The organism is Nitratireductor sp. B36 (assembly GCF_020833685.1).
GTDB lineage: Bacteria > Pseudomonadota > Alphaproteobacteria > Rhizobiales > Rhizobiaceae > Nitratireductor.
This window is the reverse complement of record NZ_JACKZY010000002.1, coordinates 416,618-441,129: the sequence shown is the minus strand read 5'-3', so window position 1 is coordinate 441,129 and position 24,512 is coordinate 416,618. Positions and strand designations below refer to the sequence as shown.

The window sequence follows — 24,512 nt, the reverse complement described above, 5'->3', positions numbered from 1 at the left end:
AAGTGGATCGTCATGCAGGCGGAACGGAGAGCTTGACAAGGCACATTCAAACTGTATTTTACCAATTAGTTAATTAACTAACTGGTGAAGCAATGCAGACCGACGCACTGAGCGCCACTTTCTCCGCCCTCGCCGACCCAACCCGCCGGGCAATGCTCGCCCGGCTGGCGGAAGGCGAAGCCACGGTCAACGAACTGGCAGAACCATTCGAGATGACACTTCCAGCCATCTCCAAGCACCTGAAAGTTCTGGAGAAAGCTGGGCTCGTTTCACGCGGAAAGCATGCCCAATTTCGCCCCTGCCGGCTCGAAGCCGCCCCCTTGAAGGATATCGCCGGCTGGGTGGAAGCCTACCGCCATTATTGGGAGGCGAGCTTCGACCGCCTCGACAGCTACCTGCAAGAAATACAGAAGGAGCAACCACGATGAACATGGAGACCACGCAGAAAGCCGATGCCGAGCTGGCCATTCAACGGGTATTCAATGCCCCGCGTGATCTCGTTTTCGAGATGTGGACCCGCAAGGAACATCTGGACCGCTGGAGCTGCCCGGAGGGGATGACGATACCGGTTTCGGAAGGCGACATCCGCGCAGGCGGCTGGTTTCGCACCTGCATGCGCGGCAGTGATGGTTCAGAACACTGGGTCAGCGGGACATATCACGAAGTCTCACCACCCGAACGGATTGTGTTCACCCATGCCTGGGAGGAGGAAGACGGAGCGCGCGGACACGAAACTGTGGTCACGATCGTTTTCAGCGACACCGATGATGGCAAGACGCACATGCATTTCCACCAGGCATTCTTCACCTCGACCGCATCGCGTGACGGCCATGAGGAAGGCTGGACCTCCTCCTTCAACAAGCTCGACGCGCTTCTTTCAAAGGCCGCTTAAAAGCACAACCAACTTGGACCGGAGGGTTATATGGGACAGCAGACCGTATCCCGAGAGGAATGGCAAAAGGCCCGTGAAAGCCTGCTCGCCAAGGAGAAAGCCCACACGCGGGCAAGTGACGCATTGGCAGCAGAACGGCGCCGGCTTCCCCGCGTCCTGGTCGAGAAAGACTATCGCTTCGAGACCACCGAAGGCAGCCAAGGGTTCGAGGCGATTTTCGAAGGCCGCAGGCAACTTATTGTCTATCATCATATGCTGAAGCCTGCAGACCCCGCTCCTTGCCGCGGCTGCGCCATGTTTGTCGACAATCTCGGCAATCCGGCCCACCTCAACGCACGCGACACCACTCTGGTGCTCGTCTCACGCGCGCCGGCGGAAGAGATTGAAGCGTTCAAGGCGCGGATGGGTTGGAAGTTGCCGTGGTACTCGGTGATGAACTCGACGTTCAACGCGGATTACGGCGTGGGCGGAGGTTTCGGCCTGAATGTCTTCCTGCGCGAGGGCGGTTCGATTTACCACACCTATTACACCAGCGGCCGGGGCGTGGAAGCGCTTGGAACAAGCTGGACCCTGCTTGATCTGACACCCTATGGACGACAGGAGACATGGGAGGCGTCACCCGAAGGCACTCCGCAGACCGAGCCCTATCAATGGTGGCGACTGCACGATGAATATCTCTCAAAGCCTCAGCTTTGATCCGCTTCAGACTGACGGGCAACGACGGCCTCGTAGGCTGCCTGGAGCCGCTCACCCACACCCGGCCCTTTTTTGTCCCGATTGGGTGGCGCCCCAAGATGCGTCACACGCAGATCATCCATGAAATCTTCCCAGAGCGACGGTCCGCCCTCCGCAAGAATCTTCGCCCGGATCGACAACTCCTCGGTGACCGGAAGCCATTTGCTGCCCCAAGCGCCGATCATGGCGAAGACAGGCACCAACTCGATGCCTTTTTCCGTCAGACTGTAGATTGCCTTCTGTTTGTGGCTGGGGTCGTCCGCCTTTGAGATCACGCCTTCCGATGTGAGCCTGCGCAAACGGTCGGCGAGGATGTTTGAAGCAATCCCTTCCATTGAATTGTTCAGCAATTCGCGGAAGTGACGCCTGTTCCCGAACATCATGTCGCGCACGACAATCAAACTCCATTTGTCGCCAATCACCTCGACCGTGAGATTGATCGGGCAACCCGAGCGATGCTGGTCCTGCAAGAAAGCCTCCTGAAAATTCTGATTGCAGAATGCCACCAGTAAGCATATGGTGCAACCAGTTAGAAAATGAAACCAGTTTTAATTCGATATCGAAAACCGTCGCTCTTCAAGGGAGATCGAGATGAGCAAGGTCATTATCTGGGTGCTGGTGACACTGGACGGCTATTTTGAGGGTGAGGAGAAATGGGACCTCGGCTTCCATGGCGAAGCCTGGTGCGAGGAGCTGGATGCCCTCAGCCGGAGTTTCGGAAAGAATGCGTCCTGCCTTGTCTTCGGCCGCACCACCTATGAAGGAATGAAGAACTACTGGACGACTGCTGACGAGTCGGAAGCGTCCGAGGTCAGAACGTTCATGAACGCGCTGCCCAAACTGGTAGCCTCACATACACTGCCCCAGTCCGACTGGAACAACACACGCGTGATGAGCGATATTGCCGCGGGAATACGGGCGTTGAAAGCCGACGCTGCACCCGACAAGAACATTTATGTTTTCGGCAGCGCCAAGCTTTCACATGCGCTTATGAGCGAAGGTCTCGTGGATGAACTGATGCTTGCAATCGTCCCGATCCAACTCGGCAAAGGCACGCCGTTCTTCAAGGAAGGCAGTGCCCCACGCAGATTCCGGTTGATCGAGACACGCCCACTGCCAAACGGGACGTTGATCCTGCGCTATGCGCCGGGCGACCACACCGGCACGGAGCCACACGGCCCGGAGAAAAGCGAGGTTGAGCCATGACCCTGAAACTGTATTCCCACCCTCTCTCGTCGTACTCCCACAAGGCATTGATCGCGCTCTATGAGAATGAGACGCCGTTTGAGCCGGTCATACCCAACCTGATGGACCCGAGCGAGCGCAAAGCCTACCAGAGCATTTCGCCAGCAACCAAGATCCCGGCCCTGGTGGATGAGGCGCGCGACCGCGTTGTGGTGGAATCGACCACCGTGATCGAATATCTCGACCATTTCCATCCCGGCCCGACCCGCCTCGTGCCGGCAGATCCCGAGCAGGCGCTCGAGGCTAGAATGATCGACCGTCTGTGCGACAATTACGTTCACCAGAACCTGCAGAAGGTCGTCGGAGATCAGCTTCGACCCGAGGAGAAACGCGATCCTTTTGGGGTTGAAGAAGCAATCGACGGGCTGAAGACGGCCTACACCTTCCTCGAGAAGCGCTTGAAGGGAAAACGCTTTGCGCTCGGGGACATGTTTTCGCTTGCAGACTGCTCCGCAGCGCCCGCGCTGTTTTATGCCAACAACATTGTTGCGATAAACGACGGGCATCCGGAACTGGCAGCCTATCTCACCCGCCTCATGCAGCGGCCGAGCTATGCGCGAACGCTGGCGGAGGCCGAACCCTATTTCCACATGGTTCCGCTCGACAAGAAACCGACGCTGGCGCCGCCGGGAGCGAGGGACCATGCCGATTAGCGAAAGAGGAAAGATTGACCGCACCCGCCGCGCCCTGCTGACCAGCGCCGGAGTTCTACTTGCCTCCTCCTCCCTGCCTTCGAGATCCAACACCATGCACACTGTGACTCCCGACCTGGCCGCACTGCAACATTCCATGAACGCCCGCGTGGATACGGGCGAAATTGCCGGAGCCACTTGGCTGGTCCACCACGGAGAACGGACACATGTGGCCAGCGCCGGAACCTTCGAAATGAACGGTTCAGGTGCGCCAATGGAGCGCGACACGATCTTTCGCGTGGCGTCCATCACCAAACCGGTGACGGGAGCGCTTGCGATGATGCTGGTGGAAGAAGGTCTGCTGACGCTGGATCGTCCCGTGGATGACTTTTTGCCTGAGCTGGCAAACCGCAGGGTTCTGAAACGGATAGACGGGCCACTCGACGACACCGTACCGGCAAACCGGCCGGTGACGCTGCGCCATCTTTTGACCATGACCTTCGGCCTCGGCGCCATCATGGTGTTTCCGGATGCCTATCCAATCCAGAAGGCGATGCGCAAAGCCGGAATCGCACCGAGTTGGGTTCTGCCGAAAATGTCGCCGGATCAATATATGCAGCAGCTCGCCGCATTGCCGCTCGCGGCACATCCGGGAGAAAAATTTCTCTATAACAACGGTCTAGACGTGGCCGGCATTCTGATCGAACGGGTGACGGGGGAGCGGCTGAGCACCCTGATGAAGGCGTGTCTCTTTGAACCACTGGGTATGAAGGACACGGCTTTCTTCGTGCCGCCCGAAAAACAGCATCGCCTGCCACCCCTCTACGGTCCGGATTTCACGGGCGGCGCCATGGAAATCAAAACGTACGGCCCGGAAGACGGTATCGATTTCAGCGTTCCGCCACCGCTCGATTCCGGGGCCGGTGGTCTCGCCACCACCGTCGACGATTATCTCGCATTCTGCCGGATGATGATGAATGGCGGCGAACTGAACGGCAGGCGCTACCTGAAGGCTGAATCCGTCGCGGAGATGACGCGCGATCAACTCACACCCCATCAGAAGACCGGCCCTCATGCCGATATGTTCATGGAGGACGGAGGAGCAGGTTGGGGCCTTGGAGTCTCGGTGAGTGTGAAAAGGACGCGGCCCTGGCTTGCGCCCGGCAGCTTCGGCTGGAACGGCGGCTACGGCACAACTGCCTACACCGACCCGGAAAACGGAATTATCGGCATCTTCCTCAGCCAGCAAATGATGACGTCTCCCGAGCCGCCGGCGACCTATATGGACTTCTGGAGCAAGGTCTATGGGGACACATAACCGCGATTTCTAAGGCCCTGCCCACCGCGCCACCAGGCGGCTGATGGGCGGGCCGGCCAGAAGCACGAAAAGAAAACGCGCCATCTGCACCGCCATGATGAAGGAGAGGTTCACATTCTGCGAGGCAGCGGCAGCAATGATCGCGACCGAATCCATGCCGCCGGGGCTCGTTGCCAGATAGGCTGTGAGTGGGTCGATGCCCCATTCCACATGAAGAAACCACCCAAGCGCGCCACACAATGCCATGAGGGCGAGAACAGACAACACCACCTGAGGCAGCGCCCTGAAGGCGGTGCGCAGGAGCGCCCGGTCGAATTTCAGGCCGATGGTCCAACCCACCATCATATAGGAGGCGCCCATGAGCCAGGGCGGGAGCTCGAGCGCAAGACCGCCGCCCAAATGCACCAGCGCTCCGGCAACCATGCCTCCAAGAAAGAACGGCGCCGGAAAGCGCACCAGCCTGCCGAAAAGCCCTCCCGCCAGCGCAGTGACCAGCGTAATCGCGAAGGCGGCAAGACCGATCGGCGGAAACCAGTCTGTTGCGGGCATTTCGACACCAGAAGTGTCCACCCATAGCCGTGCAATGAGCGCCGCGGCAACGGTCACGAAAATCACGCGCAAATATTGCATGAACGCCACGAGCCTTGCATCCGCGCCGAAAGCACCTGCCATGAGAACCATGGCCGTAGCTGCACCCGGCGCAGACCCCCAGACGGCCGTCGTGCCCGGCAGGATCCTCCAGCGGCTGACAAGAAAGCCGAGAAAGCTGCTGGCCGCGACCGTTACCAGAACCGTAAGCAGGAGAATGGGCCAGATATCAGCGAAGGACGCGATGATCGCGGGCTCCAGTGAACCGCCGATCAGAAGCCCCACCAGCGTCTGCGCCGAGGCAAAGCCTAGACCCGGAACACGAATGCGCGCACCCATTGCCCCGGTGGCAACAGCTGCCAGCATGGGGCCAATCAGCAGCGCCGCCGGCAGCGTCCCGTAGAGCATGATGCCGGCGAAAGCCACTGTGAGCGCGACGAGAAACAGCCATTGTGCAACCGGAGCAAGGCGCGTGAGCGGGCCTTCGAAAGAGGGTTGCGGTGTGGAATCCATTAATGAGTGTCCTGACTGCCTGCCGTCACGACATACAGGATGAGACCCCGGATGGGAATGTTCACTTCAGGTCGGTGTGGCTCCAAAGGAGGCATTGACTATATATTTCCATTTAGTTATATAACTAAAATAGAATTAAAGTGAGCATCATGCAGACAGACCAGTTGGATGCGACATTTGCCGCTCTGGCAGACCCAACACGGCGCGCCATTCTCGCCCGATTGGCAAAAGGCGAAGCAACCGTGATGCAACTCGCTGAGCCGTTCAAACTCAGCCAGCCCGCCATCTCCAAACACATCAAGGTGCTGGAAAAGGCGGGGCTCGTGTCGCGCAGCCGCGATGCCCAGAAACGTCCATGTAAGCTCGAGGCCAAACCCTTGGGCGATGCCATCGACTGGCTCGCTCAGTACCGTCAATTCCTGGAAGAGCGTTACGCAAAGCTCGACGCACTCCTCGACACCTTGAAGACCGTGAATGAACCGCCGGCCGGGACCGGCTGAACAGGCGTCAGCCCCCTCGAATTCCGAAAAGGTAAGAGCATGCCACAACCCCACACTCTCACAGTCACCACCCGCGGTGATAACGAGCTGCTGATTACCCGCCATTTCAACGCTCCGCGGCAAATGGTTTTCGATGCCCACACGCGACCCGAGCTTATCAAGCGCTGGATGACCGGCCCGGAAAACTGGACCCTGCCTGTTTGCGAAATCGACCTGAAGGAAGGCGGCAAAGGCCGCTACGTCTGGCACAACACCGAAAATGGCGCCGATATGGGCATGACGGCGACCTACCGGGAGATCGACATCCCTCACCGCATTGTTCACGAGGAAATATTTGACGAGGACTGGACCGGCGGCGGCACGGAAATCACCACCACCTTCGAGGAAGACGGCGAAGGCACACGCATGGAAATGGTGATCCGCTGCAAATCGAAGGAAGCACGCGACATGATCCTGAAATCCCCCATGTCCGACGGGATGGAACAGGGTTATGCCCGCCTCGATCGCCAGCTTGCCGAACGCAAGGCCGCTTAGGCCCTGCCCCCGGATCGGCAACCGGATCGGCAAAAAGCTTTATCTGGCGCGGAAATCAGGCTCGCGGTAGCGTCGTAGGGGTCCGGGTTCACCAAACGAAATCGATGGGCCTGTCGGATCGCCCCTTCCCTGTCCGTCCTAGATGGGAGCAAAAGCGAGAAAGGAACCTGCAATGCGCTACATGATGCTGATGATCCCCAAGGGATATGAGACGGCCGGCCCCGAGCTTGATCTACCCGCCGACGCGGTGGCCAAGATGATGGCCTACAATGAGGAATTGCGTGCCGACGGTGTTCTGGAAGCGTTGGAAGGCCTGCATCCGCCGTCTGCAGGCGCGCGGGTTTCGTTCGCCAGCGGCGAACCGGTGGTGATCGACGGCCCCTTCATCGAGGCCAAGGAGGTGCTCGGCGGCTTCTGGATCATCAATGTTCCAACAATGGCTGATGCCATCGAGTGGGCCAAACGCTGCCCTGCCTCGCCCAACGAGACGATCGAGGTGCGTAAAATCCAGCAAATGGACGACTATAGCGAGGAGATTCAGGAGATCGTGAAGACGTATCCTGATGTGCTGGAAAAAGGCATCAAACGGTCCTGATCAGCAGAATTTCGCCTTGTGTTCCGGCTCCACATGAATGGTGACTTCCGCGCCGGGCTGGGCTTTGGCGAGCGCTCCCTCGATACGGTCACAGATGCGATGGGCGCTTTCGACCGTCATTTGCGAGGGAACCACCAGATGAAACTCGATGAAGCGGGCCCTGCCCGCTTCACGCGTCTTGAGATCATGAAATTCCAGTGCGCCGTCATCATTGTCGGCGATCACACGCTCGATTCTGGCCAGTTCCTCCGGCTCCACGGACACGTCCATTAACCCCTGGACGGAATCGCCGACCAGATGCCAGCCATGCCACAGAATGTTCACCGCAACCACCAGCGCCATCACCGGATCAAGCCAATACCAGCCGGTGGCAACCGCAAGAACGAGGCCTAGTATCACCCCGGCCGAGGTTACCACATCGGTCCATAGATGCTTGCCGTCCGCCACCATGGCCGGCGAGCGCGCCTTGCGCCCAGTCGAGATGAGCAGCCACGCCCACAGGCCGTTTCCGACCGCAGCCAGCCCGTTTACCAGCAATCCGAGAACCGGAGCATCGAGCAGGCGCGGGTCGAAAAGAACCGTCCATGCCTCATGGATGATCAGCAGCGCAGCAACAACGATCAGGACGCCTTCCAGAACGGCGGAGAAATACTCCGCCTTGTGATGACCGAAAGGGTGGTTGTCGTCCGCCGGTGTGTGGGCGATGCGCAGCGCATACCATGCCACGCATGAGGCGACGACGTTGACCACCGATTCCATCGCATCGGAAAACAACGCCACAGAATCGGTAAGCCACCACGCGGCAAGCTTGAGTGCAAAAATGCCCAGCGCAACAACAATGGACCACATTGCGATGCGTTGAAGCTTGCCGTTGGATGGCATGACGGTTCCCCTTCACGGCTCCCGGCCAACCCCACGGGAACACAAAAGCTCAATCTTTCAGGCCGCTTTCACACGTGCCTTGCGCGGCAGATGCGCCACCACATTCTCGATCATGCGCATCCCTGCATTCTGCCCAAGCGTCATGATCGATTCGGGATGGAATTGCACGGCTGCAATCGGCTCTTCCTCATGCTCTATCCCCATCACGACACCATCCTCAGTCTCCGCTGTCACCACGAAGGCGGATGGCATGCGCACCGGATCGGCAAAAATGGAATGATAGCGCCCAACCGTCACTTCCGAAGGCAGGCCCGAGAACACAAGGCTGTTTCCACTGGCACGAATGCGCGAAGGCTTGCCATGCATAGGCTCGGCGAGCTGGCGCAGTTCGCCGCCATAGGCTTCGACAAGCGCTTGAAGACCAAGGCAAACACCGAACATCGGCAGATTGCGCGCGCGAGATTTGGCGATGGTGGCCCTACAGTCGAAATCCTCCGGCCGGCCGGGTCCGGGTGAGAGAACGACCAGATCCGGCGCAACGCGGTCAAACACCTCATCGGCGACCGGCGAGCGCACCGTCACCACTTCCGCGCCCGTCTGACGAAAATAGTTGGCGAGCGTATGCACGAAGGAATCTTCGTGATCGACAAGCAGGATCTTCACCCCCTCACCCACACGGGCACCGGCGCGCGTTTCATTTTCCATGTTTGCTTTCCCCGCATCGCGGATCGCCGAAAGCATGGCCGACGCCTTGAGCTCCGTTTCGGCCTCTTCCTCCTGCGGATCGGAATCGAACAGTAGCGTCGCACCCGCCCGAACCTCTGCCACACCATCCTTGATGCGAATGGTTCGAAGTGTCAGGCCGGTATTCATGTCGCCGTTGAAATGCACCATCCCGATGGCGCCGCCATACCAGGCGCGCGGGCTCTTCTCGTTCTCCTCGATGAACCGCATGGCCCAGAGTTTCGGCGCACCCGTCACCGTGACGGCCCAGGCATGGCTCAAAAACGCGTCGAAGGCATCCATGCCCTCGCGCAGCCGCCCCTCGATGTGATCGACCGTGTGAATGAGGCGCGAATACATCTCGATCTGGCGGCGGCCGATCACACGCACGGACCCCGGCTCGCACACACGGCTCTTGTCGTTGCGGTCGACATCAGAGCACATGGTGAGTTCGGACTCGTCCTTCTTGGAGTTCAGAAGCTTGATGATCTGCTCGGCATCGGCAATCGCATCATCGCCCCGTCTGATCGTGCCGGATATCGGACAGGTCTCGACGCGCCTTCCATTGACCCGCACGAACATCTCCGGCGAGGCGCCGACAAGATATTCCTGTTCACCCAGATTGATGAAGAAGGAGTAGGGTGAGGGATTGATCTCCTTCAGACGACGCGAAATCTGCGAGGGTCGGCGTTCGGCGCGTTCCATGAACATTTGCCCGGGAACAACTTCGAACAGATCCCCGCGATGGAAACTGTCCTTCGCCTTCTCCACCAGACGGGCATATTCACCGGGCTCGTGATCGCCGCGCGGTGGAACATGATCGGCTGTCTTGAAGGCCTCCCGCGTGCCATCTCGCGGCAGATCCGCCGTCGAGAAGCCTTCGCCCGAATAGTCGTACCGGTCGTGCCAGGCTCGGGCCGCGTGATGGTCGACCACCAGGATCTCATCAGGAAGGTAGAGGACCAGATCGCGCTGACTTTCGGGGCGCTTGAGGCTCTGCCTGATCGGGTCGAACTGGAAGGCGAGATCGTAGCCGAACGCCCCATAGAGCCCCAGATTGGCATCGTGATCGGTGTGAAAAAGCTCCGTAACGGCACGCAGCACAGTAAAGACCGTGGGCACACGGGAGCGCTCTTCCTCGGAAAAGACCCGCTCGGGCTCTGCCACCGAAATCTCAAGATGCCCATCATCGCGCTGCTTCACCGTCACGGGATCGAGTGCAGCAACCCGGTCGGCAAGGATGGGCAAAAGTGCCTTGCCACGTCTGTTCAGCGCCTCGATCTTCATGTCGCGGCCACGGGCCGAGATCACCAGGGGCGGATCGATGATCGCCGTGTCCCAGCGGGTATAGCGACCCGGATACTCGTAATTGGAGGAGAAAACTGCCCCGCGGCGCTCATCCAGCGCATCGATATAGGCGTCGATGGCGCCTTCATAGGCGGTTTCCACACGGCTTCGCGTGATCATCACACCGCCAGCGGTCGTAAAACGCTCAGCACCGTTATCCAGAACTTCCAGGCTCATTTCATGCTCCCTGTTTCAGGCACCGCCGGGAAGCGCAGACAAAAAAGGCCGCCCGGTTTTCACCTGCGGCCATGGTCTTTTCTGCGCGCACACTGCACGGCTGGCCGCTGTTAGCGGGCCCACCACCAGAGTTTTGCGCAAGAAATCATCATCATGGTTTCTCCATAACCTCGACAGCGCTTTCGCGCAACCGCTTTCCCGAGCCATTGCCCGCCCGTCTGCCGCGATAAAGCGCAAGGAGACTCAGACACAGCCATATGAAACTTGCCCAGGCAGCGCCCAGCGCCCAGCCTGCAGCAACATCGCTCGGCCAGTGAACCCCAAGGTAAACGCGGCTTGCTCCGACGATAAAGGAAATGAACACCGCGACAGCAAGCACATAAAGCCTGACCCTCCAGTCCGGAAAAAAACGCACGACAAGAGCAGCCAGCGTCAGATAAGCGACTGTGGTGACCGTTGCGTGACCGCTTGGAAAGCTGGCCGTGTGGATCACGTCGAGATGTTCGACAAGATCCGGCCGCGGACGCTCGTAATGGTTTTTCAGAAGATATGAGACAAGCGCGCCAGACCCCACGGACAAAAGCGCATAGAAGGCTGCACCGAAACGGCGTGTTACAAGAAGCAGACCTGTCAACACGAGAAGCGAAAGTACGATGACCGGATAACCGCCGATGGCGGTGATCTCAAGTGCGGTTTCCTCCAGCCAGGGTGGGCCGAGCGGATCAGACGCATCCATGGGATTACGCAGGGAGAGGAGCAGATATTCATCGAGAGCCTTGATCTCCCCTTCCGCCACCTCATCAGCAATGGCGAAAAAGGCGAACGAGCCAAGTGTCAGCACGAGGAGAAGGAGCACCGGTGCAAGTGCCCCGCGCTGGCGCGCAACCCGTCGAAAGAATCCGTCCTGCTCACCTGTCATTGCCTAATAGCCCCCGCCTGACTGATCGGTTTTGCAACACGCTGGATGCGAACACCATGATTGTTGCGTAATTAAGATTGAATTCGGGAAGGTTCGAAACCTTCGGAGATTTGCTGTGAGCGCGCAACTGGCGGGTTCATATGGTCCTGCGCATTACTCCAGCATTTACTGCAACCGTCTTGACATCGCCTGATCCACGCACCACGTTTAAACAATGAGCACGAACCGAAAACACATGTCCGTTTTTTTCCGGGTATGTCCCATTGCGGGATACTGACCCCCGGTTCGGTGCCGTGCGCCTCCGAACCGAGGGGCGCTCCTCCGCCTGTTGATCGACACGATCAGATCGCACGGCGGAAACGGTTCTAAGGCGCATCACCAGAATTTCGTACGACAATCGAAGCCTCGTGGCGTGCATGGTTGCATGCCCGGATGACACGCATGGACAAGCCAATGCAGCAGAAGACAGGGCGCAAGCCGAGCATCACGATTTCCGAAACCGACTACGAACGCCTGACCGGCTTGGCCGAAGCGCTGGAAGATCGCAATCCGGACGTATCGGAAACCATGATGGCCGAACTGGACCGGGCTCGCGTCGTTCGCGACGGCTCGCTTGCCGCTACCATTGTGCGCATGGGTTCGACCGTCGTCTATACCGCCGACGGTGGGCCCGAAAAAACCGTGACCCTGGTTTACCCCGGCGACGCAGATATCGAACAGGGCCGCATCTCCATCACGACACCCGTGGGCACGGCGCTTATCGGCCTCAAGGAGGGCCAATCAATCGACTGGACCGCGCGTACGGGTCAGACTCACAAGCTGACCGTGGTCCGCGTGACCCAGGAAGAAAACGCCTGAGCTTACAATCATGACGAGCCCGCATCTCCGCTTTTTCACGGGACATCTCCTGACGGGAGTTTGACCCCTGCGCCATGCCTTGGGCGCAGGGGAAACCACCCAAATGCAGGCTGCACAACCACGCAAGTGGCGTGCGGATTTGTTTGTTCACGGCCCTTTCGACCACCCATGCGAAGGGCCGTACTGGAGATCAGCAGGAGATCGCCGTGTGGACCGGGCAGGGATGTATTCTCACCACCAAGGACTTCACCATTCTGGAATTTTTGCAGGAGCGCAGGCACCACTTCAGTGAAGCCTATGCGGCACTTCTGCGCGCGAAGCTTGATGGAGCGCGTGTCGTGCTCCGCGAAGACGCGCCAGCCCATGTGGCGACGTTGAACAGCCGTGTGCGCTTCCGCACGGGTGATGAACACCCGCAAACACGCATCATCAGCCACGACGAACTACAAGGCTTCGTCGGGCTGACATTGCCACTGACAACATTGCGCGGGCTGGCGCTTATCGGGCTGGCTGCAGGCGAGAGCATCGTTCTTCCAAGACACGGCAACTCTCACCCGGAGCACCTCATGCTCGAAGACGTGCTTTATCAGCCGGAAGCAGCACGTCGAAAGATGCGCGCGGTGGCGCGCCCGGCGCTGCGCCTTGTTCATAATGCGGATGCGATTGCGCGACATTCCCCCGAATACTCCGACGGCGATGACCCGGGGCCCAGTGCCGCTTGACCCTCACGACAGGGGAGGGATTAATCCCTTGGTCCTGCGGAGGCGTGCGCGATGAAAGAATGGATGGTCACCGATTTGGCGAAGCTTGCCGGCGTCTCGGTCCGGACCCTTCACCACTATGATGCCATAGGCCTTCTTTCACCTGTGCGTGTCGGCGAGAACCGCTACCGTTACTACGGAGAGGCGGAATTGCTGCGCCTGCAGCAGATCCTCCTTTATCGCGAGCTTGGGATGCCGCTCGAGACGATCGGTTCCATTCTCGACGATCCGCGCTTCGACAGTCTGGCAGCGCTGAATGAACAACGCAGCCATCTCGCGGCCGAAGCCAAGCGCTATCGCCAGCTCATCAGGACGATCGACCGCACGATCGCCCATCTGAAAGGAGAACGTGCGATGCAATATGAGAATTTGTACAAGGGCTTCGTGACGCCCGAAAAACAGGCCGAATACGAAGCATGGCTGAAAGATCGCCTTGGTGATTCAACACACGAGAAAGTCACCGCAAGCGATTCGGCAGCAAAGGCAATCAGCGATCAGGATATGAAAGAGCGAATGAGTGCGCTCGCGGGGATCGAGGCGGACCTAGTGAAGACAATGGAGGACGGCACAGTGCCGCAAGCACGGGCGCTTGATCCATTGATCCAACGACACCATGCCTGGGTGGCACAGATGTGGGGTAGAGACTGCTCACACGACGCTTACGCCGGGCTTGCCGACATTTATGAAAGCCACGATGACTTCAAGCAGCGATACGAAACGCTTTCGCCCGGCTTTTCCAAATGGCTACCGATTGCCATGCGCAGCTGGACAAGGCGTGTGAAGGAAAGCTGAAAAACGTCGCTCACGCCTTGGCACCTACCCAATAACGCGGACCCGGCCCCATCCGGCCTGCCCGGTCGGCCGGGTTCGTCAGAGCGCAGGTCTCCAGAGAGAGGCATCCGCAGGAGATGCATTCGGTTAGGCCGTGCTTCAACCGCTCCATCTCGGCGATGCGTTCATCGATGCGCTTCGTCCAGTGCTCGGAAAGCCGCGCCCAGTCATCACCCTTCGGCACATGGTCGGTGGGCAGTTTGTCGAGTTCCGCCTTGATCTCATCAAGCGACAGCCCCACCCGCTGGGCGAAAACGATGAAGGCCACGCGACGCAGCACGGCGCGCTGGTAGCGCCGATGGCCAGAGCCTGCACGCTCCGAGGTGATCAATCCCCGCTCTTCATAATATCGCAGTGCGGATGCGGCCACGCCACTGCGCCTTGAAACCTGATTGATGGTGAGCATCGGCAGCCTCTCCTGTTGAGGCTAAAATCTCATGACCAGGATTAAACTTCAAGTGAACTTGAGTTTGTACCACATACGGGCCTGCCCTCTGTCCCCGTGCAGGCAGTTGGCGGGCCTGCAGCCCGCCCAGCCATCAGACTCAACTTATCAGGAAAGCCCCTCGATCAGGCCGTTTTCATTGAGAAAAATATGCTCGGAGGACGGCACGCGCGGCAGACCCGGCATGGTCATGATCTCACCGCAGATCGCCACCACGAAACCGGCGCCGGCGGAAAGCCGCACCTCGCGGATCGGCACCACATGGCCGGTGGGTGCGCCCCGCAGATTGGGATCGGTGGAGAAGGAATACTGCGTCTTGGCCATGCAGACCGGCAGGTGGCCGTATCCCTGCTCTTCCCATTGCTTTAGCTGATTGCGCACGGATTTGTCGGCGATCGCCTCGGAGCCGCGATAGATGCGCTTCACCACCGTGTCGATCTTGTCGAAGAGCGGCATGTCGTCGGGATAGAGCGGTGCGAACTGGGAGACCCCGCTTTCGGCCAGCGCCACCACCTTGTGCGCCAGCTCCTCGATCCCGGCAGAGCCTTCCGCCCAGTGGCGGCATAAAACGGCCTCTTCCCCCTGCTCGGCCACATAGGCCTTTACCGCCTCAATCTCGGCATCCGTATCCGTGTGAAAATGGTTGATGGCGACGATGGCCGGAACGCCGAACTGCTTCACGTTTTCGATGTGGCGGCCAAGATTGACGCAGCCTGCCTTGACGGATGCGACATCCTCGGTGCCCAGGTCTTCCTTCCTGACGCCACCATTCATCTTGAGCGCCCGCACGGTCGCCACGATCACGGCGGCGGCGGGCTTGAGGCCTGCCTTGCGGCATTTGATGTCAAAGAATTTTTCCGCACCGAGATCGGCGCCGAAACCGGCCTCCGTCACCACATAGTCGGCGATCTTCAGCGCCGTGGTTGTCGCCATCACCGAGTTGCAGCCATGGGCGATGTTGGCGAAGGGGCCGCCATGCACAAAAGCCGGATTGTTTTCCAGCGTCTGCACCAGATTGGGCTGAAGCGCGTCCTTGAGGAGCACCGTCATGGCGCCATCGGCCTTGATGTCGCGGGCAAAGACCGGGCTCTTGTCCCGGCGATAGCCGATGATGATGTCGCCGAGCCGCTTTTCGAGGTCCTTCAGGTCCGTCGCAAGGCACAGAATGGCCATGACCTCGGAGGCAACGGTGATGTCGAAACCCGCTTCGCGCGGGAAACCATTGGCCACGCCGCCGAGCGAACAGACGATTTCGCGCAGCGCACGGTCGTTCATGTCCATCACGCGACGCCAGGCCACGCGCCGAATGTCGATCTCCTGCGCGTTGCCCCAGTAAATATGGTTGTCGATCAGCGCCGAAAGCAGGTTGTGGGCAGAGGTGATGGCGTGGAAATCGCCGGTAAAGTGGAGGTTCATGTCCTCCATCGGAACCACCTGGGCATAGCCGCCGCCGGCTGCCCCGCCCTTGACGCCGAAGCAGGGGCCAAGCGAGGCCTCGCGGATGCAGATCGCAGCCTTCTTGCCGATGCGGTTCAGACCATCGCCAAGACCGACCGTGGTGGTCGTCTTGCCCTCACCCGCCGGGGTCGGGTTGATCGCCGTAACGAGGATCAGCTTGCCGTTCCCGTTCTTGCGGGCCTCTGCAATGAACTCGGCCGAAACCTTCGCCTTGTCATGGCCATAGGGAAGAAGGTGCTCGGATGGAATGTCGAGCCGCGCCCCGATTTCCTGAATGGGCTTCTTCTTCGCCGCGCGGGCGATCTCGATGTCGGATTTCACTTCGGCCATGACGATGATTTCCTCTCCCGGTGGTCCGCAACGTTTGCCGATTGGCATAAAGCCGCGAATTCTAAACGTCCACCGTCGCAAAAGAGGCGCGCAATGCGTGAAATGCGACAGGGCATGTGCGACGGTGGCAATGAAGCAGCAGGCGGGGCAGACATCGGCGTTTGACCCGCAGACCGGATGACCTACCGGTCCAGAACGAGGCGCAGTTCCACGAGATTGGAGCGCACACGCAGGATGTAGAACCCCATCGTGGCGAGGTGGGTCGGCATGATCCAGCCATCCTCACGCCCATTGGAGATGATGAAGGGCTGCACATTCAGCGCCGCGCGGAACTGCTCTTCCGTCGTGTCCCAGAGCGAGCCCAGCGAACGCTGCTTGATGACATCTTCAAAGTCGGCACCCGCCGCTTTCAGAAGGCCGTAATAAGCGTAGAGCTGGCCATAGGCGAACCAGAAACGATCATCGGCACGTGTGTCGAACCAGCCGGAATTGTAGTTTTCCGAACGCTGGCGCAGAAGATCGGAGGTCGAACCCAGATCGCTCGCAATGCGGTCGAGATACTGGATCAGATTGTCGGCGCGCGCATCGAACACGGCCTCGCAAGTCTCAAGCCGGTCGTTGAAGCTGCGCAGATCGCGGATGGCGGAGCGATAGAAACTAGGGGTGGGCGTCTTGGGCCCAAAGGGGCTCAGCCCAAAATACCAGGTTTCCTCATCGAAGGTGAGCGCGCCGCGCGCATTCTGCAGATCGCGGTCGATCTGCGATGTGCCGCGCACACGGCCAAGCGCATCAACGAGTTCGATGGCGCTGCGGCGTGTCGCCTGATTGATGCCGCGCTGGAACGATGCCTTGTTGTCGAAGAAGGGCGTGTCGTCCCAGTCGAGCACGAAGAAAAAGCCGAGCTTGTAGAGCAGCATGGAGGAAATCCATGCATTGTCGTTGACGTTGAAGTCGGTGAGATCTCCGGTCACGTCGACGATGGCGGACCGTCCGCAGGTCCGTGTCTCACCGCCCTGCGTGGCTGCTGTCTGCTCGCCGGCGGAAACGCCACGCGCGTCAAGATTGTATTCCGCGACGTAATCGGGATTGAAGCCCGTCCAGACCTGTGTCTGCCAGAAGAAATAGCCGTAGAAGCCAACGATCGCGAGCAGCACAAGTCCGATCGAACCCCGAATGATCCAGCCGCGCCTTGTATACCAGCGGCCGGCGGCCATGAACGGCCAGAGGATCCAGGCAATCAACAGCCCGATACCGCGACCGATCCAGTGAAACACGCGGGTGAAGAATTCAACGATCGGATCGAGCACGAAGCGCCTCCCTCAGGCGTTTGGGGCCTGGATCAGTTTTCCAGGCCGTAGAGGCGCTTTCGCAGCGCCGGTTTGTCCATGAGATATGCGGTTTTCAGCCGCGCCACAACATATTCGCGCCAGGCTTGCGGCCAGGTTTCGTAATCCCGGTAAAAACCCTGCTTGTTGAAGACGTAGCGCGCAATGAAATCGGACGGCACGAAATCGGAGATCAGCCGGTTGGTGAGCCAGGCATCCTTGTGCGCGGGGTCAGCGCGGGTGACGAGAAAGCGTTCACGCGCCGGAATTTCTTCGATCTTGAGCGTCCCCGTCTGGCTGATTTCGCGCACGGCGGCGTTGAGAAGCGGAACACTCCCCTCGCCAGCGACCAGTTTCGCGTTGCGGTGCGTCCAGGTCTGCAGCCACACCGGATCGACGCGGGCGAAATCCGTATCCGGCTCCTCGCGCCGGATCAGATCGAGCAGCACCATTTCGCCGCGATGGGCAAGATAATTGGAGCGCTCGATCCACGAGGCGCGGGGGAGCTGGATGCGGCCCGTCTCGGCCAGAAATCGGAAGATGCGCGCGGGATCGTCCTTCGACAGATAACTCACCTGCCAGGGCCGCGAGCGGCGGAAGCCCGGCGTCGCCGGATCAGCGATCACCGTTGTTGTGTCCGTATCGGCGAATATGTAGACGCCGCCGAAATGGCTCGTCCAATAGGCATCATGCCGAAACACGACCTGTTCGGGCACGAGGCTGTTTTCGCGGATGTCGCCGGTTTCCCGCGCAAGCGCGACCATGCGGTTGAGCAATTCGTCGTCGCGCCAGGCGTCGGGTTCATGCTTCACACGGTCGGCAAGCCGGCCAAGCTCCGCGGCCTTTCCGAGCAGGTCTTCGGCGGAGAGAACCTTGAACTCCACCTGCGCGATGGACAGCAGGTCCTCGATATCGCGCACCTGGTTCACCTGCTCCTCGATCTCGCCATAGACCACATCCTTGATGGTGATCGCATTGATGGCGCGCGCATTGGCCATCATGAATTCGTAGACGAGCTGCGAGGTGTTGGAGAAGGCCGTGTGCACCACGGGCAATTCGATTTGCGCCGGGGTGAGGATGATGAAGCGGCGATTGACGCCGTTGGGATCGAGATACTGCTCGTCGTCCAGCTCCTCGGCAATCTGCGGCGAGAAGCCGGTGCGGTCGATCTCGAAGGAGGCGAGTTTCGTCTGCGGCACGCCGAAGGCATCCAGCGCCTTGTTGTAACGCGCGATCAGATGCGGTTCTTCAATCTTCAGGAGGCGGCCGAAAATGAGATCGTTTTCGCGGAGGAGGTTCACCAGGTCCCCCTCGCCTTCATGTCCTCGATCTCGCGCAGCGCGCGTTCGCGCAGGCGCTGGTCGCGGACGATGGTGGAAACCGCCGCATCGTCGGACCGGTGCGAATAGCGGAACTCCGAATCCGCGTAGCGATTGATTTCCTGCATCACCATGTCCATCGTGAATGGCCGGCGCAGTTCGGCGATCATCGCTTTCTTTTCATCATAGCTTTTGCGCATGAAAGCGTCGGGCGTCTCGAACCATTCGTCCGGAAGCTCGATGTCCATGGCGCGCATCTTGATGGCGTCGGTGATGTTCTTGATGGCGCGGCCGGTGAAGCGTGGCTCTGCCAGCTTGATCTCGTGCAGATAAGCGCCGATATCCGTAAGCGTCTTCGGCTCGCCGCGATCGTTCAGGAAGCGCTCATAGACCTTCGCCAGCCCTTCTTCCTGCGGTTTCGAATGCGCCTCATAGGCGGTTTCGACCGCGCGTCTGATCTCCTGCGTTGCAAACGGCTCGTGCTCGCCAAGCGGGATCGAATGGTTCTTGCCGGCCAGAAGCACGAAAATGTCGACATAGTCCTCAAATGTCTGCGGCCCGTCGACAAGCCAGCGCGCGCCGGCGCGCTGGCGCAGCGCGTCGTCCACATTCTCCGGATAGTTGGAGAACATGCCGAAGGAGCAATTGCCGCGCACAACGGTGCCCGCCCCTGCAAAGCTCTCCATCAGAACGCCCGTCACCTCCTGCTGGCCGGCAGACGCCCGGTCGTCGGAGCGCTTGGCCGCCACCTGATCGATGTCGTCGATGGTGCCGAAGCCGATGGCGCGCGGGCTCAGAACATTTTCCACGAACTGCTTGCAGTTCTGCCCCGACTTGCCCTGATAGGAGGAAATCTGGTCGACGCCGAAATTCTCGTAGTGGAACGGCACGCCCGCGATCTGGCAGTAATCGTTCAAAAGTCCGGCGGTCATCTGAATGAGGATGGTCTTGCCGGTGCCCGGCGCGCCATCGCCGATGAAGGTGAACAGAAAGCCCCCCAGCTCCACGAACGGGTTGAGCTGACGGTCGAAATCATAGGCCATCAGCATCTTGGCGAGCTTCATGGCCTGATATTTGGCGATGTGATTGCCGATGATCTCGTTGGGCTTCTTGAAGGACATGACGAGCGGCTTGCGCCGGCTGCCCGGCGCAACATCGAACCCGTCCAGCGTGAAATCGTCGGTCTCAAGCCGCATATGCGTGTCTTCGAACGCGCCGAGACCGGTGAAACGGCTGCGCCGCTGCAAGAGCCCCTCGATTGCGACGCGGGCAAGCGCGCGGGCGCGCGCCGTCATCGCCGTGTCGTCGGCAGCACCCGAGATCGCGCCTTCGAGCGCGGCAAGAACGCTTTTGAGCGCGTCCTGCGGTGTATCGAACTGGAAATCCGGCTCATCCGTGTCGTTTACCGGCTCGCTGTCGGCGTCAAGCATCTGGAGGAGATAGGATGAGAGCGTGAAGGCGGCGACATAGGCCGATGCCTGCAGAAGCGCGTGATAGGTCTGCGCCGCATCGCCCTCAAGCGGGCTGCGGGCGTTGCGCTCCTGAAGGCTTTCAAGTTCGGTGGAACGCGCAAAGACATCGGCGACGGCCAGCGCCACGGCCACCCCGCGACGCGTACGATAGAGAAGCGTGTGCTGTGGAATGGACAGCATCGGGTCGCCCTGCCGGATGGCGGCGATGGTTTTTGCAAGTTCCACTTCACGCGTGCGACGCAACGCGCCGGTGGAGACGGTCGACACGAAACGCCGCCCGGTGCCGGCAAGCTCGGTGCCGGAGCGGCCGCCATCAGACTGAAGCACCACAAAGCGCGTCACAAGGCTCTGCGCCGTCGCCCGGTGCTTTTCGATGTCCTTCTCGTCGATGGTCGTCAGGCCGGTGTCCATGGAAACTCCTGATCTGTCGGGCAGTGGAACCGCCCTTGATGCACAACGCCAGCGGCCATCGCCCTTCTCCCCGCCTGCGGGGAGAAGGTGCCGGCAGGCGGATGAGGGGCATGCGGCGTTTCGGGCGGAAAGGCGCCCATGCCTTGCAAAACTTTCACCCCTGGCGCGCGCCCCTCATCCTCACCTTCTCCCCGCAAGCGGGGAGAAGGGGGCACAAACGCTGGCGCATAGTCTTCTGCCTGGGCGAAGCTGCTACACATCCGTGATCACCCGCCCGCCCGAAATGACGTGCACGTCGTAGCCATCGAAAATCTTCTGCGCCTCGCCGGCGGCATAGAGCGCCTGATAGGCCTCGTGCGGCACAAGCGCGTGCTGCTCATAGGCGCTCACGCCCATGCGGGCCGCATCGAGGTCGTCGGTGTCAATGAAAAATTCCTCGCGCGCCGGCTGGCTGGACCACAGCCCCTTGCGGGCCGGGCGCTCGGTCTTGGAATAGACCTCCTGCACCGTCCAGGTGAGAAGCCACGCATTTTCCTGCCGGCGCACCTTGCCAAGCACTTCCGAGACGGTCGAATTGTTCTCCGTGATGCCGGCCGTGTAAAACGGTCCCAGCACCACCCGGCGCAGTTGCTTGGGGTGAAGGTGGTCGAAATCCTTGTCGAGATTACCCGCAATCGTGGCCGGCGACAGGGAATAGGCGGAGTTCTTTTCCGCAAAATCGTCGAACTGATGCGCAAGCTCCGGATTGAGCAGCCCCCCCACCGGCAGGCCGATCTCGACATCCTCGTTGAGCCTGCCATCGTCGGAAACAAGCGCCTTGACCATGCCGGGCGAGGAATCCTCGACCGCTGCCATATAGACCATGGGAAGGCTCGAATTTCCGTCAAAAGCGCCCCAATGCACCAGATAATACGGCCGTTTTGTCTTGGGATTCACCGAAACGCGCACCGTTTCCGGCAAAATGAACGGCGAAAACACATTGCCCGCCTTCAATTGCTCCAGATAAAGGCGCTCGGCCATGGAGCGCTGGAGGTCAGCCGGAAATTCCCGGTGGCGCAGGATGAAATCGACCATCTCGGCGCGAAGTTCATCCGGTCCGGAGATGCCGGCAAGACGTTTCTCGGCCTGACGCCGGTCGTTTTCCAGTTCAAGCACGCTCTGAAAAACCGGATAACCACTCTCGGCGCGCTGGATGCGGAATTTTTCCATGAAACCGAGACGGTTCTGCCAGCACTCGAAGGAGCGCTCCAGGCGACCGATATAGGGTGAAACAACTTCCGCCACGAGACCGTGCGACTGGAAAGGCGATGCGGAGCGGTCACCGAAATAGACGCCGAGCCCTTCAAGCGCGGACGCAATGGCGTCGAAATAGCGCAATGCGGCGTCAGGAGCGGTATTCATGCAAAAGACCTGTTCTGGGACCTTGGCGCCCGCCCCTCATCCGCCTGCCGGCTCCTTCTCCCCGCTCGCGGGGAGAAGGAAGACGACCGCCACGTAAACGTCCCCCTCTCCCCGCGAGCGGAGAGAGGGTAAGGGTGCGGATCGGCATTGAAGGTGCGCACACCGTATCTCGTCACGCCCGAACGTAATTCGCGGCGTCGTGCTTCTTCATCACGTCCTCAAAGCGGCGGGCGAAGGCATCGTCGGCAAGCTTCTTGCGGCGCTGGATGTCGGCGGTGGTGACCATGTTTTTCTCATGCAGTTCAAGCAGGTCGCCAATGTGCCGCTGTGCCGCGGCACCTATACCGGCCATGGTTTCCTCAGCGGTGTTGTCGACCTTCGAGCCAAGCGTGTTGATGCGGTGGGCGACATCCTGCTGGGCTGCGGTCTTCAATGAATCTTCGAGCGCCTTGTAGAGAACGATGCGCTGTTCGGTGTCGATGGTGAGCTTGTTGATCAGCGTCGACTGGGCCGCGATCTGGTTGTTGAGCGAATCCACGAAGGTCTGGAACATGGAGGTGTAGCGCTCGAGCGTCTGGCTTTCGGCAAGAAGCTCCTGCTCCTTCGCCTGTGCCTCATTGTATTCGGTGGCAAGCTTCGAGCGTTCTCCCTCGAGCTTCGCACGCTCCTTCTGGCTTGTGGACGCGGCGATCCGGTTTTCGATGTCGAGCAGCATCGGGTTGAGTTCCTCGATGCGTTTCTGGGTCGCTTCCAAGGTTTCCATCGTGGTTTTGCGCCGTTCGATGACCTTGGCAAGGCTGGCCTCAGAGGTCTGGTAGCGCTCTTCGAGCACCTGCTTCTGATCCTTCAGAATACCGGTGATGGTGTCCGATTTTGAAAGCAGTTCCTGCAGATTGCCCGCGAGAGACATGTTGCGGACACGCTCGGTGCGCATGCGCTGCTTTTTCTGCTTGGAGAAGATGCCGATGAAGTTTTCCCAGCCCGTATAACTCTTCATGCTCTCGAATTCGGAGCCGAAGACATTGGTGGCATCCTCAAGGCCGATGATCAGGTCGGCGATGTTTGCTTCCATCACCTTCTGCTGCGTCAAGACATCCTGAATGCGGGCATTCTCAATGTCGAAATCGGCCTGGCCGATCTTTTCGTCAGTGCGGGCGAGCTTGTCGAGCACGGTGCCCGACTGCTCGATCTTCGAGCGCATCTCGTCGACCACCTCACGGGTCTTCGCGATCTCCGTGTCGAAATTCTGCAAGGTGGCCATGTTGATACGCTCCGCAAAGGTCAGGGTTGCGGAAATATATGTGGGTCGATTGACGATTGAAAGACGTTACCGGCCTCGACGCACAATTCCTCAAGCGCGGTGGCAGCACCACTCTGCCTGCGCTCCCTGTGACGAAGCAGGCTGAAATCGCGTGCACCAAGATCGATATTCGCGACTTTCAGCAAACCGCGCTCCACCAGGGGGCCTGCAGCAGACATGGAAATGGCTGCGGCACAGCCGCTCTCGCGCACGGCGGAAAGCACCGCCTCATTGGAGGGAAACTCCATGACCAGATTGAGCCCGGCTGGGTCGACGCCCATCTCGGTCAATGTGCTTTCGAAGGCGGCACGGGTGCCCGATCCCTCCTCCCGCATGATCCATGTTGAGCCCTCGACAAGATCTTGCGGCGCAAGCGGCTTGCCTGAGGCCCATGGGTGCGTTGGTGCGACCACGACTGCCATGACATCCCGATCCACACGGCGCACGGTGAGCGCCGGCTCATCCACCCTCCCCTCGACCAGCCCCACCTCGGCCACGCCTTCCAGCATTGCGTCTGCCACCATGCGGGTGTTGCCCACAGTGAGTTTCAACGAGATGCCGGGGTAAAGCTTGTGAAACCGCATGAGCACCGGCGGCAACCAGTAGCTGGCCACCGTTTGGCTGGCGTGGACATTGAGCGTGCCGCGCCGCAGCCCGCCAAGCTCTGAAAGCATGGTTTCGGCCGAGCGCACCCGCGCGAGCGTCGCCTGCGCCTCGCCAAGAAACACCTTGCCGACACGTGTCAGCTCGATGCGGCGGCCAACGCGGTGAAAAAGCTCGACACCATAATAGCTCTCAAGCGCCTTGATCGATGCACTGACGGCAGAGGGCGTACGCCCGACAGCGGCGGCAGCCTGGGTCAGGTGCTCCCGCTCGGCGACGGCCACAAAGATCAGCAATTGTTCAAAGGTCATGGTATCATTCGATTTATACGAACAATATATGCCATACTATTCGATAGAAGTCGATAAAGCGCCATGCGACCAAGAATGGGTCATCGC

At 59.8% G+C, this 24,512-nt stretch carries 25 protein-coding genes; 12 read left to right on the top strand and 13 right to left on the bottom strand.

The genetic code is table 11. The features are described from left to right. The first annotated feature begins 92 nt into the window (after window positions 1-92). The 3 genes from H7H48_RS08710 to H7H48_RS08700 are packed head-to-tail and all read left to right on the top strand — an operon-like array spanning window position 93 to window position 1,588. Window positions 93-428 carry a helix-turn-helix transcriptional regulator gene (locus tag H7H48_RS08710; RefSeq protein ID WP_229448658.1) on the top strand — a complete coding sequence of 112 codons (336 nt, stop codon included), beginning with the start codon at window positions 93-95 and terminating at the stop codon, window positions 426-428. Further along, window positions 425-892, top strand: a complete 468-nt coding sequence (locus tag H7H48_RS08705; RefSeq protein ID WP_229448657.1) for an SRPBCC domain-containing protein — start codon at window positions 425-427, stop codon at window positions 890-892. Before H7H48_RS08710 ends, H7H48_RS08705 begins: the two co-directional genes overlap by 4 nt. Window positions 893-922: 30 nt before the next feature. After that, entirely contained in the window at window positions 923-1,588 is a 666-nt protein-coding gene (locus H7H48_RS08700) for a DUF899 domain-containing protein (protein WP_229448656.1), read from the top strand. Here the strand turns inward: H7H48_RS08700 and H7H48_RS08695 are convergent. After that, on the bottom strand, window positions 1,579-2,097 hold the full coding sequence (locus H7H48_RS08695) for a helix-turn-helix domain-containing protein (RefSeq protein WP_229448655.1): 519 nt from the start codon (window positions 2,095-2,097) through the stop codon (window positions 1,579-1,581). The two genes, H7H48_RS08700 and H7H48_RS08695, sit on opposite strands and share 10 nt — an antisense overlap. Window positions 2,098-2,218: 121 nt before the next feature. Between H7H48_RS08695 and H7H48_RS08690 the strand changes: the two genes are divergently transcribed. From H7H48_RS08690 to H7H48_RS08680, 3 genes are all read left to right on the top strand, one after another. Then, complete coding sequence (locus H7H48_RS08690; RefSeq protein ID WP_229448654.1) at window positions 2,219-2,833, top strand: dihydrofolate reductase family protein; 615 nt, start codon at window positions 2,219-2,221, stop codon at window positions 2,831-2,833. Continuing rightward, complete coding sequence (locus tag H7H48_RS08685; protein WP_229448653.1) at window positions 2,830-3,525, top strand: glutathione S-transferase family protein; 696 nt, start codon at window positions 2,830-2,832, stop codon at window positions 3,523-3,525. Before H7H48_RS08690 ends, H7H48_RS08685 begins: the two co-directional genes overlap by 4 nt. Before the next feature lie 94 nt (window positions 3,526-3,619). Further along, window positions 3,620-4,822: a serine hydrolase gene (locus H7H48_RS08680; protein WP_229448652.1), complete on the top strand. Its 1,203-nt coding sequence runs from the start codon at window positions 3,620-3,622 to the stop codon at window positions 4,820-4,822. A gap of 9 nt (window positions 4,823-4,831) precedes the next feature. On the opposite strand, the gene H7H48_RS08675 is transcribed toward H7H48_RS08680, so the two are convergent. Next, complete coding sequence (locus tag H7H48_RS08675; protein WP_229448651.1) at window positions 4,832-5,923, bottom strand: AbrB family transcriptional regulator; 1,092 nt, start codon at window positions 5,921-5,923, stop codon at window positions 4,832-4,834. 149 nt (window positions 5,924-6,072) lie between these two features. On the opposite strand from H7H48_RS08675, the gene H7H48_RS08670 reads away from it, so the two are divergent. From H7H48_RS08670 to H7H48_RS08660, 3 genes are all read left to right on the top strand, one after another. Further along, window positions 6,073-6,423 (top strand): helix-turn-helix transcriptional regulator, encoded by a 351-nt coding sequence (locus H7H48_RS08670; protein WP_229448649.1) that lies wholly within the window; start codon window positions 6,073-6,075, stop codon window positions 6,421-6,423. Between the two features lie 39 nt (window positions 6,424-6,462). Next, entirely contained in the window at window positions 6,463-6,957 is a 495-nt protein-coding gene (locus tag H7H48_RS08665; protein ID WP_229448648.1) for an SRPBCC family protein, read from the top strand. 172 nt (window positions 6,958-7,129) lie between these two features. Then, window positions 7,130-7,552: a YciI family protein gene (locus H7H48_RS08660; protein WP_229448647.1), complete on the top strand. Its 423-nt coding sequence runs from the start codon at window positions 7,130-7,132 to the stop codon at window positions 7,550-7,552. On the opposite strand, the gene H7H48_RS08655 is transcribed toward H7H48_RS08660, so the two are convergent. From H7H48_RS08655 to H7H48_RS08645, 3 genes are all read right to left on the bottom strand, one after another. Next, on the bottom strand, window positions 7,553-8,434 hold the full coding sequence (locus tag H7H48_RS08655) for a cation diffusion facilitator family transporter (RefSeq protein ID WP_229448646.1): 882 nt from the start codon (window positions 8,432-8,434) through the stop codon (window positions 7,553-7,555). A gap of 57 nt (window positions 8,435-8,491) precedes the next feature. Continuing rightward, complete coding sequence (locus H7H48_RS08650) at window positions 8,492-10,681, bottom strand: anthranilate synthase (protein ID WP_229448644.1); 2,190 nt, start codon at window positions 10,679-10,681, stop codon at window positions 8,492-8,494. A gap of 151 nt (window positions 10,682-10,832) precedes the next feature. Further along, on the bottom strand, window positions 10,833-11,600 hold the full coding sequence (locus H7H48_RS08645) for a phosphatase PAP2 family protein (RefSeq protein ID WP_229448642.1): 768 nt from the start codon (window positions 11,598-11,600) through the stop codon (window positions 10,833-10,835). A gap of 453 nt (window positions 11,601-12,053) precedes the next feature. Here H7H48_RS08645 and rnk point away from each other — a divergent pair, with 453 nt between their 5' ends. From rnk to H7H48_RS08630, 3 genes are all read left to right on the top strand, one after another. Next, on the top strand, window positions 12,054-12,458 hold the full coding sequence (rnk, locus tag H7H48_RS08640; RefSeq protein WP_229448640.1) for a nucleoside diphosphate kinase regulator: 405 nt from the start codon (window positions 12,054-12,056) through the stop codon (window positions 12,456-12,458). Between the two features lie 143 nt (window positions 12,459-12,601). Next, window positions 12,602-13,180, top strand: a complete 579-nt coding sequence (locus H7H48_RS08635) for a nucleoside-diphosphate kinase (RefSeq protein ID WP_229448638.1) — start codon at window positions 12,602-12,604, stop codon at window positions 13,178-13,180. Window positions 13,181-13,231: 51 nt separating this feature from the next. After that, entirely contained in the window at window positions 13,232-14,011 is a 780-nt protein-coding gene (locus H7H48_RS08630) for a MerR family transcriptional regulator (protein WP_229448636.1), read from the top strand. 10 nt (window positions 14,012-14,021) lie between these two features. On the opposite strand, the gene soxR is transcribed toward H7H48_RS08630, so the two are convergent. From soxR to H7H48_RS08590, 8 genes are all read right to left on the bottom strand, one after another. Continuing rightward, window positions 14,022-14,456 (bottom strand): redox-sensitive transcriptional activator SoxR, encoded by a 435-nt coding sequence (gene soxR / locus H7H48_RS08625; RefSeq protein WP_229448635.1) that lies wholly within the window; start codon window positions 14,454-14,456, stop codon window positions 14,022-14,024. A 147-nt stretch (window positions 14,457-14,603) separates the two neighbouring features. Then, window positions 14,604-16,283 carry a formate--tetrahydrofolate ligase gene (locus H7H48_RS08620; RefSeq protein WP_229448634.1) on the bottom strand — a complete coding sequence of 560 codons (1,680 nt, stop codon included), beginning with the start codon at window positions 16,281-16,283 and terminating at the stop codon, window positions 14,604-14,606. 182 nt (window positions 16,284-16,465) lie between these two features. Further along, a complete protein-coding gene (locus tag H7H48_RS08615) occupies window positions 16,466-17,590 on the bottom strand; it encodes a DUF2333 family protein (RefSeq protein WP_229448633.1) in 1,125 nt (374 codons plus the stop codon). A 32-nt stretch (window positions 17,591-17,622) separates the two neighbouring features. After that, on the bottom strand, window positions 17,623-18,909 hold the full coding sequence (locus tag H7H48_RS08610) for a DUF6638 family protein (protein WP_229448632.1): 1,287 nt from the start codon (window positions 18,907-18,909) through the stop codon (window positions 17,623-17,625). Continuing rightward, window positions 18,906-20,810 carry an AAA family ATPase gene (locus tag H7H48_RS08605; RefSeq protein ID WP_229448631.1) on the bottom strand — a complete coding sequence of 635 codons (1,905 nt, stop codon included), beginning with the start codon at window positions 20,808-20,810 and terminating at the stop codon, window positions 18,906-18,908. Before H7H48_RS08605 ends, H7H48_RS08610 begins: the two co-directional genes overlap by 4 nt. 252 nt (window positions 20,811-21,062) lie before the next feature. Beyond that, on the bottom strand, window positions 21,063-22,211 hold the full coding sequence (locus tag H7H48_RS08600) for a hypothetical protein (protein ID WP_229448630.1): 1,149 nt from the start codon (window positions 22,209-22,211) through the stop codon (window positions 21,063-21,065). 172 nt (window positions 22,212-22,383) lie between these two features. Further along, window positions 22,384-23,472 (bottom strand): hypothetical protein, encoded by a 1,089-nt coding sequence (locus tag H7H48_RS08595; protein ID WP_229448628.1) that lies wholly within the window; start codon window positions 23,470-23,472, stop codon window positions 22,384-22,386. 20 nt (window positions 23,473-23,492) lie between these two features. Then, window positions 23,493-24,425 (bottom strand): LysR substrate-binding domain-containing protein, encoded by a 933-nt coding sequence (locus tag H7H48_RS08590; protein WP_229448627.1) that lies wholly within the window; start codon window positions 24,423-24,425, stop codon window positions 23,493-23,495. Window positions 24,426-24,512 lie beyond the last annotated feature (87 nt).